This window comes from Peribacillus sp. NPDC006672 (assembly GCF_050274955.1).
Taxonomy (GTDB): domain Bacteria; phylum Bacillota; class Bacilli; order Bacillales; family DSM-1321; genus Peribacillus.
This window is the reverse complement of sequence record NZ_JBNNOR010000015.1, coordinates 51,044-66,812: the sequence shown is the minus strand read 5'-3', so window position 1 is coordinate 66,812 and position 15,769 is coordinate 51,044. Positions and strand designations below refer to the sequence as shown.

General features: G+C 39.8%; 13 protein-coding genes and 4 tRNA genes. 16 read left to right on the top strand and 1 reads right to left on the bottom strand.

Annotation, left to right across the window (positions count from 1 at the left end):
• Nucleotides 1–239 precede the first annotated feature (239 nt).
• The 15 genes from ACQKKK_RS20935 to rlmN all read left to right on the top strand — a co-directional run bounded on the left by ACQKKK_RS20935 (nucleotide 240) and on the right by rlmN (nucleotide 13,598).
• Entirely contained in the window at nucleotides 240–1,532 is a 1,293-nt protein-coding gene (locus ACQKKK_RS20935; protein WP_427618787.1) for an adenylosuccinate synthase, read from the top strand.
• A 294-nt stretch (nucleotides 1,533–1,826) separates the two neighbouring features.
• Nucleotides 1,827–1,902 (top strand) — tRNA-Lys (locus ACQKKK_RS20930).
• Nucleotides 1,903–1,910: 8 nt separating this feature from the next.
• Nucleotides 1,911–1,982, top strand: a tRNA-Glu gene (locus ACQKKK_RS20925).
• Nucleotides 1,983–2,005: 23 nt separating this feature from the next.
• Nucleotides 2,006–2,081: transfer RNA gene (locus ACQKKK_RS20920), tRNA-Asp, on the top strand.
• Between the two features lie 31 nt (nucleotides 2,082–2,112).
• A tRNA-Phe gene (locus ACQKKK_RS20915) sits at nucleotides 2,113–2,185 on the top strand.
• A gap of 411 nt (nucleotides 2,186–2,596) precedes the next feature.
• Nucleotides 2,597–4,015 (top strand): peptidoglycan DD-metalloendopeptidase family protein, encoded by a 1,419-nt coding sequence (locus ACQKKK_RS20910; RefSeq protein ID WP_427618785.1) that lies wholly within the window; start codon nucleotides 2,597–2,599, stop codon nucleotides 4,013–4,015.
• A gap of 279 nt (nucleotides 4,016–4,294) precedes the next feature.
• Nucleotides 4,295–5,002 carry a response regulator YycF gene (gene yycF, locus ACQKKK_RS20905; protein WP_427618783.1) on the top strand — a complete coding sequence of 236 codons (708 nt, stop codon included), beginning with the start codon at nucleotides 4,295–4,297 and terminating at the stop codon, nucleotides 5,000–5,002.
• A gap of 5 nt (nucleotides 5,003–5,007) precedes the next feature.
• Nucleotides 5,008–6,840 carry a cell wall metabolism sensor histidine kinase WalK gene (walK, locus tag ACQKKK_RS20900; protein WP_427618782.1) on the top strand — a complete coding sequence of 611 codons (1,833 nt, stop codon included), beginning with the start codon at nucleotides 5,008–5,010 and terminating at the stop codon, nucleotides 6,838–6,840.
• Nucleotides 6,837–8,171, top strand: coding sequence for a YycH family regulatory protein (locus ACQKKK_RS20895; protein WP_427618780.1), 1,335 nt, complete (start codon nucleotides 6,837–6,839; stop codon nucleotides 8,169–8,171). The genes walK and ACQKKK_RS20895 overlap by 4 nt, the downstream gene beginning before the upstream one ends.
• Nucleotides 8,158–8,955 carry a two-component system regulatory protein YycI gene (locus ACQKKK_RS20890; RefSeq protein ID WP_427618778.1) on the top strand — a complete coding sequence of 266 codons (798 nt, stop codon included), beginning with the start codon at nucleotides 8,158–8,160 and terminating at the stop codon, nucleotides 8,953–8,955. Before ACQKKK_RS20895 ends, ACQKKK_RS20890 begins: the two co-directional genes overlap by 14 nt.
• An 8-nt stretch (nucleotides 8,956–8,963) precedes the next feature.
• Nucleotides 8,964–9,758, top strand: a complete 795-nt coding sequence (locus tag ACQKKK_RS20885; protein WP_061465900.1) for an MBL fold metallo-hydrolase — start codon at nucleotides 8,964–8,966, stop codon at nucleotides 9,756–9,758.
• A gap of 260 nt (nucleotides 9,759–10,018) precedes the next feature.
• Nucleotides 10,019–11,230, top strand: a complete 1,212-nt coding sequence (locus ACQKKK_RS20880) for a S1C family serine protease (RefSeq protein WP_427618776.1) — start codon at nucleotides 10,019–10,021, stop codon at nucleotides 11,228–11,230.
• Nucleotides 11,231–11,404: 174 nt separating this feature from the next.
• A complete protein-coding gene (locus ACQKKK_RS20875; protein ID WP_089363709.1) occupies nucleotides 11,405–11,566 on the top strand; it encodes a CxxH/CxxC protein in 162 nt (53 codons plus the stop codon).
• Between the two features lie 424 nt (nucleotides 11,567–11,990).
• On the top strand, nucleotides 11,991–12,470 hold the full coding sequence (gene rlmH, locus ACQKKK_RS20870) for a 23S rRNA (pseudouridine(1915)-N(3))-methyltransferase RlmH (protein ID WP_427618774.1): 480 nt from the start codon (nucleotides 11,991–11,993) through the stop codon (nucleotides 12,468–12,470).
• A 60-nt stretch (nucleotides 12,471–12,530) separates the two neighbouring features.
• Nucleotides 12,531–13,598: a 23S rRNA (adenine(2503)-C(2))-methyltransferase RlmN gene (gene rlmN / locus ACQKKK_RS20865; RefSeq protein ID WP_427618772.1), complete on the top strand. Its 1,068-nt coding sequence runs from the start codon at nucleotides 12,531–12,533 to the stop codon at nucleotides 13,596–13,598.
• Between the two features lie 77 nt (nucleotides 13,599–13,675).
• Here rlmN and ACQKKK_RS20860 read toward each other — a convergent pair whose 3' ends face one another.
• Nucleotides 13,676–14,008: a heme oxygenase gene (locus ACQKKK_RS20860; RefSeq protein WP_427618770.1), complete on the bottom strand. Its 333-nt coding sequence runs from the start codon at nucleotides 14,006–14,008 to the stop codon at nucleotides 13,676–13,678.
• A 297-nt stretch (nucleotides 14,009–14,305) separates the two neighbouring features.
• On the opposite strand from ACQKKK_RS20860, the gene ACQKKK_RS20855 reads away from it, so the two are divergent.
• The gene (locus ACQKKK_RS20855; protein WP_427618769.1) at nucleotides 14,306–15,754 is read left to right on the top strand and encodes a DEAD/DEAH box helicase; all 1,449 of its coding nucleotides are present in this window, start codon (nucleotides 14,306–14,308) and stop codon (nucleotides 15,752–15,754) included.
• Nucleotides 15,755–15,769: the final 15 nt, after the last annotated feature.

Sequence of the window (15,769 nt, the reverse complement as noted above, 5' to 3'; positions counted from 1 at the left end):
TTTTGGAAGAAGAAAGGGACGGGTGATAATAATAAAAGAAATCAAAGGGCAGAATAAGGATTGACAATCCAAAACTAATTTTAAAACGGTTTCATATTTACGAACGAAGTATTTTTTGAAATGTATAACGTTCGGATTTTGTATTGACTTCCACTTTGGATTATTGATAAAATAGGTTTGTTTGATAAGAACCGGTAAAAAACCGGTATTACGTGAACCTTTGGAGGTGCTTTATTCAGATGTCATCAGTTGTAGTAGTCGGTACACAATGGGGAGACGAAGGTAAAGGTAAAATAACAGATTTTCTATCCCAGAATGCGGAAGCCATCGCTCGTTATCAAGGTGGGAATAATGCAGGGCATACAATAAAATTTAATGGCGTTACCTATAAACTGCATTTAATTCCATCAGGGATTTTTTATAGTGATAAAATTTGTGTCATTGGAAATGGTATGGTGGTTGATCCAAAAGCTCTTGTAGAGGAGCTTGCTTATTTACATAGTCATGGAGTGAGTACGGATAATCTTCGTATCTCTAACCGTGCACATGTCATTCTTCCTTACCATATCAAATTGGATGAAGTCGAAGAAGATCGTAAAGGCGCTAATAAAATTGGAACGACAAAAAAAGGAATCGGCCCTGCTTATATGGACAAAGCTGCTCGTAACGGAATCCGTATGGCAGATCTTTTGGACCGTGAAATTTTTGAAGAAAAATTGTCTCAAAATCTTGTCGAAAAAAACCGTATGTTTGAACGCTTCTATGAAACGGAAGGTTTCAAAATCGAAGATATCATGGACGAATACTATGAGTACGGACAACAAGTGCAGAAATATGTTTGTGATACATCCGTTGTATTGAATGACGCACTTGATGAAGGAAAACGGGTATTATTCGAAGGGGCACAAGGTGTTATGCTTGATATCGATCAAGGAACATACCCATTCGTCACTTCATCTAACCCTGTTGCCGGTGGAGTTACAATCGGTTCTGGTGTAGGTCCTACGAAAATCAACCACGTGGTTGGAGTATGTAAAGCATATACAAGCCGTGTGGGCGATGGTCCTTTCCCTACAGAATTGCATGATGAAGTCGGTAACCAAATCCGTGAAGTTGGCCGTGAATATGGTACAACTACAGGCAGGCCGCGCCGTGTCGGCTGGTTTGACGCAGTTGTCGTTCGCCATGCACGCCGTGTCAGCGGGATTACCGATTTATCATTGAACTCGATTGACGTGTTATCAGGTCTTGATACGGTCAAAATTTGTGTAGCTTATGAATACAAAGGCGAAATCATTCATGAGGTTCCAGCAACATTGAAAGCGATTGGGGAATGTAAACCAGTCTATGAAGAGCTACCAGGCTGGTCAGAAGACATCACAGGGTGCAAATCATTGGATGAGCTTCCAGAGAACGCTCGCCACTATGTAGAGCGCGTATCTCAATTGGTAGGCATTCCTTTGACTACTTTCTCTGTCGGTCCTGACCGTAACCAAACAAATGTCGTGAGAAGCCCTTGGCGTCTAGCGTAATTGATGAAATGGAGCTGGCTTTTTAGCCGGCTCTTCTTCATTATTGGAATCAATCCCTGCATTCTGATGTCACAATCGGGAGACCTGGGATACCGAAAGAATGGATTTAAATAGTAGGAAAATAGAAAAAGATAAAAAAAAATAATTTTATTTCAAAAAACTATTGCCTAAACTATGATAACCATGATATTATCAAAAGCGTCGTCACAATAGAACAAGCCATTAACAACATCAAGCGAGTAGCTGCATTGAGATGTGAAGTTTACGTCCTGCAAAGTTACATTTCATTAGAACGAGCCATTAGCTCAGTTGGTAGAGCATCTGACTTTTAATCAGAGGGTCGAAGGTTCGAATCCTTCATGGCTCACCATTTTTTTCGGCCCATTGGTCAAGCGGTTAAGACACCGCCCTTTCACGGCGGTAACACGGGTTCGAATCCCGTATGGGTCACTTCTTTACATAATTACTTTACTGGTCCCGTGGTGTAGCGGTTAACATGCCTGCCTGTCACGCAGGAGATCGCGGGTTCGATTCCCGTCGGGACCGCCATTTTATTTTTTTGTTCTAAAATAGAATATTTGGCTCAGTAGCTCAGTCGGTAGAGCAAAGGACTGAAAATCCTTGTGTCGGCGGTTCGATTCCGTCCTGAGCCATCCTTTTTAAAAACGCCTATCCTTTAGGGCGTTTTTTTTGTTTTACATCCAGATGTATTTTAAATGAAATCTTGTTAATGAATTGTTAACGATTTGTAACATACCAATTTTGACCAAATAGACATGTAAACCGCTTTTAACCTTACGGGGCTTACGTCCACTCCTTATTTCGAATTGTATCGAATCTTCCTCATTAACATATTTATTGGTACTTGTTGTCACCATTTATACAGTTCTATTACATTATCAAGACTGTTTCTTGTTTTTTTTCTTATTATGGTAGAGTTATGAGTGAAAAATCATAATAGAATTCAGTCATATGCAAGTGGATATTTAAATTGGACTAATAAATCTCAAAATAAATTTGATTAGTTTCTTAATTGGTGACTGAGCCGTTAAGGAGGACAATATATGTTTAGCTCAAAAGGTAAGGGGATCATCCTGTTGATTGTTTCGGTCATTTTATTGCTTGCAGGAAATCTGGTAACGGCTGCAGGGATATCGAAAACTACCACCATTCAGCATGTTTATCTTAATGATGAGTTCGTCGGAAGTGTGACGGATGAAACGGAAATAGAAGAGATCGTAGCCGATAAGGTAAAAGAAGCACAGAGAGATTATCCAGACTATACATTCGATAGGGAGTCGCAGCTGTCGTTTGTACCTGAAGAGGTATTCGATGAAGTAGTAAAAGAAGATCAGGCTGTAAAGGATATTCAAGAACAGCTCAATGTGAAAGCAGAGGCGTATGAAATCGACATAGATAATCAGGCGGTCGCTTATGTTGCGTCAAGGGACGACGCTGAGGATGTTTTGGAAAAAATCATGTTATTATATGTAAATGAAGAGGAATACGCTGAATATGAAACAGGTAAAAAAGGAAGAGAAACGGATGCAAAACCGTTAAAAGAACCAGGAAGCAGAATTCTGGATATCGAGTTTTCACTTCCCGTTACGTTTAAAGAAACAATGATCGATCCAGATGAAATCAAGACCGTCGATGATACCCTTTCCATGATAGAAGAAGGAAAGAAAGAAAAGACGCTCTATGAGGCTAGGGAAGATGAGGATCTTGAAACAATTGCCAATAGGCATGATATGGACCTGGACCAACTGTTAGAGCTAAATCCCGGACAAGATGAGGCCAAAGGTCTTAAAGAGGGCGAGCGTCTCTATGTGACACAGCTTACGCCCTATGTGAACGTAATGGTGGAAAGAGAAGTATTAAAGGAAGAGAGGATTCCTTTCGAAAAGAAAGTGAAGGAGGATGACGAACTTCCAAAGGGTGAACTCATCACTGAACAAATAGGCAATGAGGGGATTCAGGCGTTCACTTATGCAGTATCTGAAACAAACGGTAAGAAAATCAGTGAAACGATCGTAAAAAAAGAAGTCACAGAAAAAGCCAAAACGGAAATCACTAGAAAAGGCATGAAGGTCGTTCCTTCACAGGGGAGCGGTACATATTCATGGCCTGCAGATGGGGGCTATATTTCCAGTAAGCAGGGCCAGCGCTGGGGGAAACTTCATAAAGGTATTGATATTGCCCGGCCAACCACCAGGACCATAACGGCAGCGGATCATGGGATAATCGAAACTGCTGGAAACTCCGGAGGGTATGGAAATAAGATAACGATCAATCATAATAACGGGTATAAGACAGTATATGCCCATTTGGATTCAATAAATGTAAAAGCTGGACAAAAGATTGAGAAGGGCATGAAAATTGGCATGATGGGTTCAACAGGGCACTCCACGGGTGTCCACCTCCATTTTGAAATATATAAAAACGGTTCTCTTGTAAACCCGCTAAACTATATAAGTCAGTAATTGATAGAAGTCTTCGAAAAATATTCGAAGACTTCTTCTGCTTCATATATAGATGAGAATAATAGGAAAAAGGTGATTTAATGCCTATAAAATGATAAAGTAGAATAGATACAATACGCTTTCATTCGGGTGTTCAGTCCCTATTATTGGGTAAATATATATATATTTGTTGTACTTGGATGCTAGATTGGTGCAAGAAGAAGGAAAAGTGGGTAAAGTCCCGGATAAGGACACGGTTTTTAATAGATTCAGTTTAGTTATTAAAAAGGAGATAAACACATGGATAAGAAGATTCTGGTAGTGGATGATGAAAAGCCAATTGCTGATATATTACAATTCAATCTAAAAAAAGAAGGCTATGAAGTTTTTTGTGCTTATGATGGCAATGAAGCCCTCAAAATGGTCGAAGAACGTCAACCTGATTTGATTTTACTTGATATCATGCTACCGCAGCGTGATGGGATGGAAGTTTGCAGGGAAGTAAGGAAGAAGTATGAAACGCCAATCATCATGTTGACGGCTAAGGATTCAGAGATAGATAAAGTCTTAGGTTTAGAGCTTGGTGCGGATGACTATGTCACAAAGCCATTTAGTACCCGGGAAATAATTGCCCGCGTTAAGGCGAACTTAAGACGTCAGCAAGCGGTCCCGGTTCAAGATCAAGAAAATGAACCGAAGGAAATTACGATAGGAACGCTCACCATCCATCCGGATGCCTATGTGGTATCCAAGCGGGGCGATACGATTGAATTAACCCATCGCGAATTTGAATTGCTTCATTACTTAGCGAAGCATATCGGTCAGGTCATGACAAGGGAGCACTTATTACAAACCGTGTGGGGCTATGATTATTTTGGTGATGTACGGACAGTCGATGTAACGGTCAGACGTCTTCGTGAGAAGATTGAAGACAATCCAAGCCATCCTGGTTGGATTGTAACTAGAAGAGGGGTCGGTTATTACCTGCGTAACCCTGAACAGGAGTAGTTCTTATGAAAAAGGTTGGTTTTTTTCGCTCAATCCATTTTAAATTTGTTCTGATTTATGTGTTGCTCATTTTTGTAGCGATGCAGATAATCGGGGTATATTTTGTTGGGGAATTGGAAGAAAATCTTGTCGGGAACTTCACGAAATCAATAAAAGGTCACGTTAACCTGCTTACCTACAGTATTGGTGAAGAAATGGAAAAAGAGAGGGGAGAGGAAGATCCAACCCTCGAAGAAGCGATTTATATGATACTGAATGACCGGGATAATTCTTCGAATGATATTTCGGAAGTACGTGTCATCGACACTCGCAGCAGGCGTGTAATTGGAACTTCAGCCCGGAGTAACCAGGATATTGTAGGGAAGAAGACAACGGAAGTCCTTATTAAAAATACGCTGATATATGGAAAAGAAGATAGTGACGTATTTCGAGATAAGAAAACAAGCAGGCGGCTCTGGGTTCTTTCGACACCCGTTGAAGCGAATGGGGAGGTCATTGGCGCCGTCTATGTAATAGCAGAGATGGAGAACGTCTTTGAACAGATAGATGAAATCAATGGTATCTTCATGACGGGTACGGCCATCGCCTTGGTCATTACGGCCATCTTGGGGATCCTGCTTGCACGAACGATCACTCGACCCATGTCGGATATGAGAAAACAGGCCCTGGTGATGGCGAAAGGGAATTTCTCCAGAAAAGTCAGGGTATATGGCGATGATGAAATTGGCCAGCTTGCCGTCACTTTCAATAATTTGACTAAAAAGCTTCAAGAGTCGCAATCAAGTACAGAAGGAGAGCGCCGTAAACTGTCATCCGTCCTCTCAAATATGACGGATGGTGTAATATCGACTGATAGGCGCGGCCGGGTGAATTTGATTAATGAACCGGCGGCACAATTATTGAATGTTTCGCGTGAAACCGTCATGAACCAACCGATCATCGAGGTTTTGGGTCTTGAAGAGGAGTTTAAATTTGAGGATTTACTGGAAGAACGAGAGTCCGTTATCCTTGATTACAGCAAAAAAAATCGGCCATTCATTTTGAGGGGGAACTTTTCAGTCATTCAAAAGGAAACGGGATTCGTTAATGGTTTGATTACTGTTTTGCATGATATAACAGAGCAGGAAAAAATCGAGGGCGAACGCAGGGAATTTGTGGCCAACGTATCACATGAACTGCGAACGCCGCTAACGACGATGAGAAGTTACCTGGAAGCATTGGCTGAAGGTGCTTGGAAGGACGAGGAAATCGCTCCATCCTTTTTAAGTGTGACCCAAAATGAGACGGAGCGAATGATCAGGCTTGTTAATGACCTGTTACAGCTTTCAAAAATGGATAGTAAAGATTACAGGCTTAAAACAGGCTGGGTGAATTTCAATAAATTCTATGATCATATCATCGATCGTTTTGAAATGACGAAAAATGATGACATCACATTTAAGCGTGACTTGCCAAAGGAAGCTTATTTTGTGGATATTGATGAAGATAAGATCACCCAGGTTCTCTATAATGTAATCTCGAACTCGTTAAAGTATTCACCTGAAGGGGGTCAAGTGACTTTCCGCGTCAGGGCAACGGATGGCTTTATCGTTGTGAGCATTACAGATCAAGGAGTGGGCATCCCGAAAAACGTCATTGATAAAATATTCGACCGCTTCTACCGTGTGGATAAAGCAAGGTCGCGGAACTTGGGCGGGACCGGGCTTGGTTTAGCGATCGCAAAAGAAATGGTCGTGGCGCATGGCGGGAAAATATGGGCGGAAAGTGTGGATGGAAAAGGAACTACGGTGTTCTTTACACTTCCTTACGAACAGGAAGAAGAGGATGATTGGTCATGAATTTTGAACGCGCAAAAAGTATCATACTGATTATTTTGGTTGGGACAAGCATTTTTTTGACTTGGAGCATTTGGACGTATGAGCCTGAATATGATAAATTTGGTGACCAATCGAACTATATAAAGATTAAGAGCGATGTCCAGATTGTTAGTGATGTCATTAAACCAGTCAGTATCCTTTTTCATGGTAATGGGCGACATTTCCGGACTTCCGATCCGGTGGAAATAAATAAAATGGAAAAAGAATTTTCGCAATGGAGCTTTAGCGGCGTAAAAGAGATATCCGTAAAAAGGCTGCAAAGGAAATTTGATGATTTTGTCCATGAAGATGGGTCGATTGAAATCGAGTTTTCCGATGATGTTCCAATCTCCCTCTATAAAACGGTATTGAATATTATGGATAAGGACGTGCCTGGATTTTCATTTGATCGGATCATCATTAAACAAAAGGATATCAGTGGGAATGAATCTTCCATTTATTTTGTTTCTTACGATCAAGAGAAAATCTATCAAGGTATGGTCGACTCTAAAAGATTAAGAGATTTCATGGATGAATTTTATACGGGTTCTTACAATAAGCACCCTGAATACACGGCCGAAACCATAAACGACAAAAGAACGTTGTTCGTTCCGGAAAAATCCATAGAGGTCAACCAATTTCAATATTATATCGACATTTTGGATATTGTTAACCTGAAAAATGCGTTATTTATTAATCCAAAGTATGTACGCCAGGATTCCGTTTCGGTCGGAGAGGAATACACGGATGGAACAAGACTGATGACGATTAATAAAGAGCATTATTTAATTTCTTATATCAACCCAGCACAAAAGAGCAAGTTTGGCAGTTCCAGTGACCTTCTGCAAAAAAGCATTGATTTCATCAACGATCATGATGGTTGGGAAGATAATAATTACCGCTTTGCTTATATGTCGGAGAATGAGCAACGAGTGGTATTCCGCTTATTCGTAAATGGGTATCCGGCCTTCAATGAATCTGGAATGACAGAAATCGAGCAAATTTGGGGGAAAGAAGAAATTTATAGCTATGAGCGCCCGTACTTTTCACTTGCCTCAGCCCTCCCGTCAGAAGAATCGGTAAAGACTTTACGAAGTGGTAGAGAAGTCTTGGATCAATTGAAATCGAAAGATAATATCGACTTCAAAAGCGTACAGGACATCTCGATTGGCTATAAATTAAATAAATCCCTGGATTCAAAACTTGTCACACTAGTTACACTTGAACCCACTTGGTATTATCGTATCGGCGATAAATGGTTTATTGTGCCTTTTGAAGAAGATACGGGAGGCGATCAAAGTGGATTGGAATAACACAAAGTCAATTTTCATAATGGTTTTCTTCATTTTGAATATTTTTCTTCTATATCAATTCCTGGAAAAGATCAATGACTACCAATATGAAAATTTCACGGAGTCCTCAACGGAAGAACTCTTGAAAGAAGATGAGATTTCAATAGAAACCCCACTTTCGAAACAAAAGTTAAAGGATCAATTCCTGATTGCTAAAAGCAAGACTTTCGAGAAGGAAGATATCCAGTACCTGAAAAATCAAAAAGCAAAAATCATAGATGATAAGAAGCTCGTAGGCACATTTAAAACACCGGTTAGCATGAAAGCGGAAATTCATGCTGCAGACCTTGATATATTCCTGAAGGAGTATATATTAAATGGAAATGACTATCACTTTTGGAGCTATGATAAAATCAACCAAACCATCATCTGCTATCAAGTCGCAGATAAAAAGATGTTTTATAACAATAGTAAGGGGAAGGTCACTTTATATCTGAATAAGAAGGGTGAAATCGTCTCCTATGAACAGATGTATTTAGAGGGGATTGAAAAATTCAATAAACCCAAAGAATTGATATCTGCTTTAACTGCTATTGGAGAATTGTATGATAATGGTGATATTGCTCCCAAAAGCAAAGTCACGAATGTAAAACTAGGTTTTTATAATTCACTGCAAACGACATCTGTGTCACATTTACTTGTGCCAACATGGTGGGTGGTCCTTAATGACGAAACGGATCTCTTCGTGAATGCCTTTGATGGAGAGGTCATTGAATTAAATACAGAAGAAAAAATATTGGAGTGAGTATAGATATGACTATGCATTTTAGTGTTCTCGCAAGCGGGAGTACAGGAAATGCCTTATTCGTGGAAACGGAGGATCAATCTTTCCTTGTCGATGCCGGCTTAAGCGGTAAGGCTTTGGAAGCATTGTTTCAGGATATAGGCCGTGATATGTCGAAGTTATCCGGTATCCTTGTTACCCATGAACACAGCGACCATATTAAAGGTCTGGGCGTGGTTGCCAGAAAACATAAACTCCCGATATATGCGAATGCAAAGACATGGAATGCCATGGAACGATCAATCGGAGAAATTGCAACCGAACAAAAATTCACATTTGAAATGGAACAGGTCAAAACGTTCGGCAGTCTTAATATAGAATCTTTTGGTGTTTCTCATGATGCGGCAGAGCCGATGTTTTACGTCTTTCATCATGAAGACAAGAAACTAGTGGTCATCACTGATACAGGGTACGTAAGTGATCGGATGAAAGGAATCATCTCGAATGCCGATGCATATGTATTCGAAAGTAACCATGATGTGTCCATGCTGAGGATGGGAAAATATCCATGGAGCATTAAGCGCCGGATTTTAAGTGATGTTGGTCATGTTTGTAATGAAGATGCCGCCCTTGCAATGAGTGAAGTGGCTGGTGATAAGACCAAGCGGATTTATTTGGCTCACTTAAGCCTTGATAACAATATGAAGGATCTAGCAAGAATGTCGGTAGAACAGACCTTAAAAACAAAGGGGATCATCGTTGGTGATCAATTCTCCTTATATGATACTGATCCGAAAAGACCAACGGAACTTGTTACGTTATAAATAAAAGGAATGGATGAGGGATACCTTGTTCATTCCTTTTTATTTTTAAAATTTCGATTCATAAGTTACTATGCGGGTTAAAAGGGGTATCGTTTGGTTAGAACTGTATAGGAAAAAGAAAATGGCTGAATTTTAAATTTCCCCTTAAATAAAAGCATACATTTTTTTAGAAAATTTTCGGTAAATGAGTATAATTGAGGGAGGATACCAAACAATAGAATTGCTATAATTCATTCCTAAAATGAGAGGATGGAACGGTCTTGGGTTATTATGATCAGAATGATGAGAACCAAAATAAACGGAAAAAGAGCAATACGAGCTATTTTCTAGCTGGCTTGGGAGGCGCCATCATTGGGGCTTTACTTATTTTATTAGTTTTTCCGGGAAGTGGACTGTTAAATAACGAAAGTACAACGGAAAAATCAACGGGAAGTGAGTCCACTAAGCAGTCCCAGCAAAACCTTACTGTAGATGTAACAAGTGCCGTCACCAATGCTGTAGATAAGGCCAGCGACGCAGTGGTCGGCATCACTAACATTCAGAAAACGAACTTCTGGGGTCAAGGAATCAATGTCGAGGACAGTTCAGCCGAAGCTGGCACTGGTTCTGGTGTCGTCTATAAAAAAGATGGGGGCAAGGCCTATATTGTCACGAATAACCACGTAATTGAAGGCGCTAATGAACTGGAAGTTACATTAAGCGATGGCACTAAATTGCCAGCTGAACTACAAGGTAGTGACCCATGGACCGATTTAGCGGTCATTGTCGTGAAAGGTGATAAAGTCAAAACCATTGCTGAATTCGGAAAATCAGGCAAATTGAAACCAGGTGAGCCCGTGATTGCCATTGGTAACCCATTAGGCCTCCAATTCTCTGGATCAATCACACAAGGGATCATCTCCGGTTTGGAGCGTACGATAGAGGTGGATATCAATGAGGACGGACAAGTCGATTGGAATGCAGAGGTCATCCAGACCGATGCGGCGATTAACCCAGGTAACAGCGGGGGAGCACTCGTTAATATGTCAGGGCAGGTCATCGGAATAAACTCCATGAAGATAGCAGAAAATGCGGTGGAAGGAATCGGTCTTTCCATTCCAATTGATTCGGTTATTCCAATTATTAATGATATTGAGGAATTTGGTGAAGTGAAACGTGCATTCTTGGGTGTGAACTTAGCATCCGTAGAGGAAATTTCCCAATATCATCAGCAAAATACATTAAAGTTGCCAAGGAAAGTTACTGCGGGCGTTGCAATAACAGGCGTTCAAAGCAACTCTCCTGCATCTAGAGCAGGATTGAAGGAATTTGACGTCATTGTGGGAATGGATAATGAAAAAATCCATGACGTCGTGGAATTAAGAAAATACCTTTACATTGATAAGAAAATCGGTGATAAAGTTAAAATCATTTATTACCGTGACGGAAAGAAAGAGACTACGGAAGTCACTCTTTCAAGCAGCGAAATCTAAAACGAAAAAGGACAGGGGGCAGTCATTGCTTCCTGTCCTTTATATTTCCTTGCGATTTTCGTATTTTTTGTTACGATTACCTGTGGATATATACTGAAATTAGAGATTTCACGTAACTTGTGGATAATTGTGAAGAAGTACTTGGAGTAATGAGTGAGAAAGGAGGAATGAAAGGTGAAATTATATTGTTGTCAGGAACACGTGGACATGGCGCTGGATGAAGTGGTATACGAATGTGAAACATATCCTGTATTAACACTGGTTTCTGAAGAAAAACAGTTATCAACAACCTGTGAATATTGTCGAAACGTGGCAATATATCTAGTAGGGAACTAATATTCCCATACAAGATGTGGATAGAATTTGTGGATATGTGGATAACTATTGTGGATAACATGTTTGTAACCTGTTCTTAACATTTTCCGAAGCTGAACTGGAGGGTGAATTATTGTGTAGATATAAGCATTTATTTTATACACAATAATGGTCATTTATGAAAGTTAATCCTTGGAGAACTAATCCTCTATTGAAGCTGAACATAGGACCAGCCAAATTTTCACGATGAACATTAAAGAGGAATAAAGGTTACCGTTGCCGCTTTCAGGGGCAGCGGTTTTTACTTTAAGGGCTATGGGATCCCTTCATTAAAAAATTGGAAAGGATATGCTTGTTTTGCTTATAGGGTACTCTAAGGTATGATATAAGATAGGCAAAATCCAACAACTGAAAGTAAAAACATAATGAAAGTTAGAGGATATATATGAAAATAACGATTATTACTGTTGGCAAGCTAAAGGAAAAATACTTAAAGCAAGGAATTGCTGAATATACAAAAAGGTTAAGTGCCTATGCTAATATAGAACTTGTTGAAGTACCGGATGAAAAAGCTCCGGAGAACCTGAGTGCTGCGGACATGGACATCGTAAAGCAAAAGGAAGGTGAACGTATCCTGGCCAAAGTCAGCCCGGACACCTACGTAATAACGCTTGAAATCACTGGAAAACAGCTTACTTCGGAGCAGCTGGCCACTCAAATCGATCAGCTCGCCACTTATGGAAAGAGTAAAATTGCCTTTATTATTGGCGGGTCTCTTGGGCTTAGCACTGAGGTGGTTTCAAGAAGTGATTTTGCCCTTTCCTTCTCTAAAATGACCTTTCCGCATCAATTAATGAAACTAGTTCTATTGGAGCAAATATATCGGGCTTTTCGGATAAATAGAAATGAACCATATCATAAATGAAAGAGCTAATTCCGAGGAATTAAAAAATTAAAACTTAATGTAATGAAAAGAGGGTAACGAATGAATAAAGAGTCCATTTATGGTTTAACATTCGAACAATTGACAGCATGGCTTTTGGATCATGGCCATAAAAAATTCAGGGCTTCACAAGTCTGGGAATGGCTTTATAGGACACGTGTGACGAGTTTCTCTGAAATGACGGATGTTAATAAAGAGTGCCTGCAATTACTCGAAGATCACTTTTTCATCCAGACTTTGACTGAGCACGTTAAGCAAGAGTCGGCTGATGGTACGATTAAGTTCTTGTTTAAATTACAGGATGGAAACCTTATCGAAACGGTTATGATGAGACATAAATACGGAATTTCGGTTTGTGTCACCACCCAAGTGGGCTGCAATATTGGCTGCAGTTTCTGTGCAAGTGGTTTATTGGCCAAAAGCCGTGATTTATCTAGCGGGGAGATAGTGGAACAAATCATGAACGTTCAACTGCATCTAGATAAATTGGAACAAGGAGATGCTGTAAGCCATGTTGTTGTAATGGGGATTGGCGAGCCGTTCGATAACTTTGAAAATATGATAGACTTTTTGAAGGTGATTATGGACCATAAGGGTCTTGCTATCGCTGCAAGGCGTATTACTGTTTCGACGAGCGGACTTGCCAATAAAATTTATGAGTTCACCGATACTAAATTACAGGTGAATCTGGCAATCTCATTACATGCACCGAATAATGAGCTCAGGACACGAATCATGAAAATAAACCGTGCTATTCCAATAGAAAAATTAATGAAATCACTCGATTATTATTTAGAGAAAACGAATAGGAGAATTACGATTGAATATATCCTATTGAAGGATGTCAATGATCATCAAGAAGAAGCCGAGCAACTTGCCAATCTTCTTGACGACAAAAAACATCGGCTATATGTCAACCTGATTCCATATAATCCTGTAGATGAGCATAGTCAATACCAAAGAAGTGAAAAAGAGTCCGTTCTCTCGTTCTATGATACGTTGAAAAAGAGAGGCGTAAATTGTAAAATCCGCCAAGAACATGGAACGGATATTGATGCAGCTTGCGGACAGCTAAGAAGCAAACAAATCAAGAAAGCTGAAGCCCAATAATTTACCAAGAGGGACCAAGCCATAAACCCCATTAAAAAGAGGCCGCATATTTCGCAGCCTCTTTTGGTGTGCTTTTATTATTTAGCTATTTCTTTTACCGAGGCGACTTCATACGTAGTTAGCTCGCTGCCTAGAATTGGAGATTCTTTTTTAGCTTCACCGGAACTTGGTTCAGGCCGTTTATGTGCAGCTTTGAATGCATCGCTATTTCTCCAAGCAGTAAAGTTATCAAGGTTTTCCCAGTACATGTTAACGCTTAGTTCATCGTGATCCGATAAGTTCTGCGTTAATAATACTTCAACTTTTACGAAGCCTTCCGTAGTATCAAGTGGACCTGGAGCAGTAAATCCTGGGGCCATGACTGCCCCCATACCTTTTTTGACTCTGATTTTATTCGTTACGATTATCATAAATCAGCACTCCTTTTGGATATCGGCTTTTAATCTACACCCTGTTTCCGGTTTAATATCATACATATTTTAGCATATAGAAAGAAGCAGGGTCCATTTTGATTAATCGAGATCAGTATATCCGGAATGACCAACCTTTTTAATGATGATGAAGTTTCATTATATTGAAATAAGTCAATTGAATTTGGTTATTACAAGGTTTATCGTTTCATATCGCGTATAATAGAAGCTTGTATAAGGAAATTACGATTATGGAAACAATAAGGTAAGATACTAAATAACAAAAGAGGCTGTTATATGAATGAATTAAATTTTACTGATTATACATTAAGTGATGAAATTGTAAGGGCATTAGAAAGTTTGGGTTACCAACGTCCAACCGAAGTACAGCGCGAAGTGATTCCAGTGGCATTGAAAAGGCAGGATCTTGTCGTAAAATCCCAAACAGGCAGTGGCAAGACCGCTGCATTCGGCATACCGATATGCGAAATGGTCGATTGGGAGGAGAATAAGCCTCAGGCACTTATTTTAACACCGACACGCGAGCTTGCTGTACAGGTAAAAGAGGATATTACGAATATAGGTAGATTTAAACGAATTAAAGCAACAGCGGTTTATGGGAAATCTCCATTTGCTCTACAAAAAGCGGAACTTAAACAAAAAAGTCATGTAGTTGTGGGAACGCCAGGACGTGTACTCGATCATATTGAAAAAGGTACGTTTGCTTTGGAGCGTTTAACACATTTGGTTATTGACGAAGCGGATGAAATGTTAAATATGGGGTTCATCGAACAAGTGGAAGCCATTATTAAAGAGCTTCCAAAAAACCGAGTGACCATGTTGTTTTCTGCTACTTTACCAGAGAGCATAAAGAAACTTTGTCAAAAATATATGAACAATCCTTTAGATATTGAGATTAAGGCAACGGGCATAACGACTGAGAAAATTGAACATGCCCTTATCGAAGTGAAGGAAGATGATAAGTTTTCCCTGCTTAAAGACGTTACAATCACTGAGAATCCTGATAGCTGCATCATTTTCTGTCGGACGAAAGACCGGGTGGACGAAGTATGTGAAAAGTTAATGGATTTAGATTATCCTTGCGATATGATTCATGGAGGTATGCTTCAAGAAGATCGTCTTGCTGTGATGAACGAGTACAGAAGAGGCGAATTCCGCTATTTAGTTGCTACAGATGTAGCAGCAAGGGGAATTGACATTGATAATATTACTCATGTTATTAATTATGATCTTCCTCTAGAAAAAGAAAGCTATGTACATCGAACAGGAAGAACGGGGCGCGCGGGTAAAAAAGGGAAAGCGATTACTTTCGTGACACCGTATGAAGACAAGTTCCTTACAGAGATTCAAAGCTATATCGGATTTGACATCCCTAAAATCTCCGCTCCATCAGAAGAAGATGTCTCGAATAAGATGAATGATTTTGAAGCGAAACTAGAGGCTCGTCCCAAAATAAAAAAAGATAAAAGTGAACAATTGAATAAACAAATCATGAAGCTATATTTTAATGGCGGTAAGAAAAAGAAAATCAGGGCCGTTGATTTCGTGGGTACAATTGCTAAGATTGATGGTGTTAAAGCCGAAGATATCGGAATTATCACCATTCAGGACAATGTTTCCTATGTGGAAATATTGAATGAAAAGGGACCGCTTGTCTTGAAAGTGATGAAAAATACGAAAGTCAAAGGCAAGCTTTTAAAGGTTTCAGAGGCCTTTAAGAACTAAGGGAAGCCATTTATA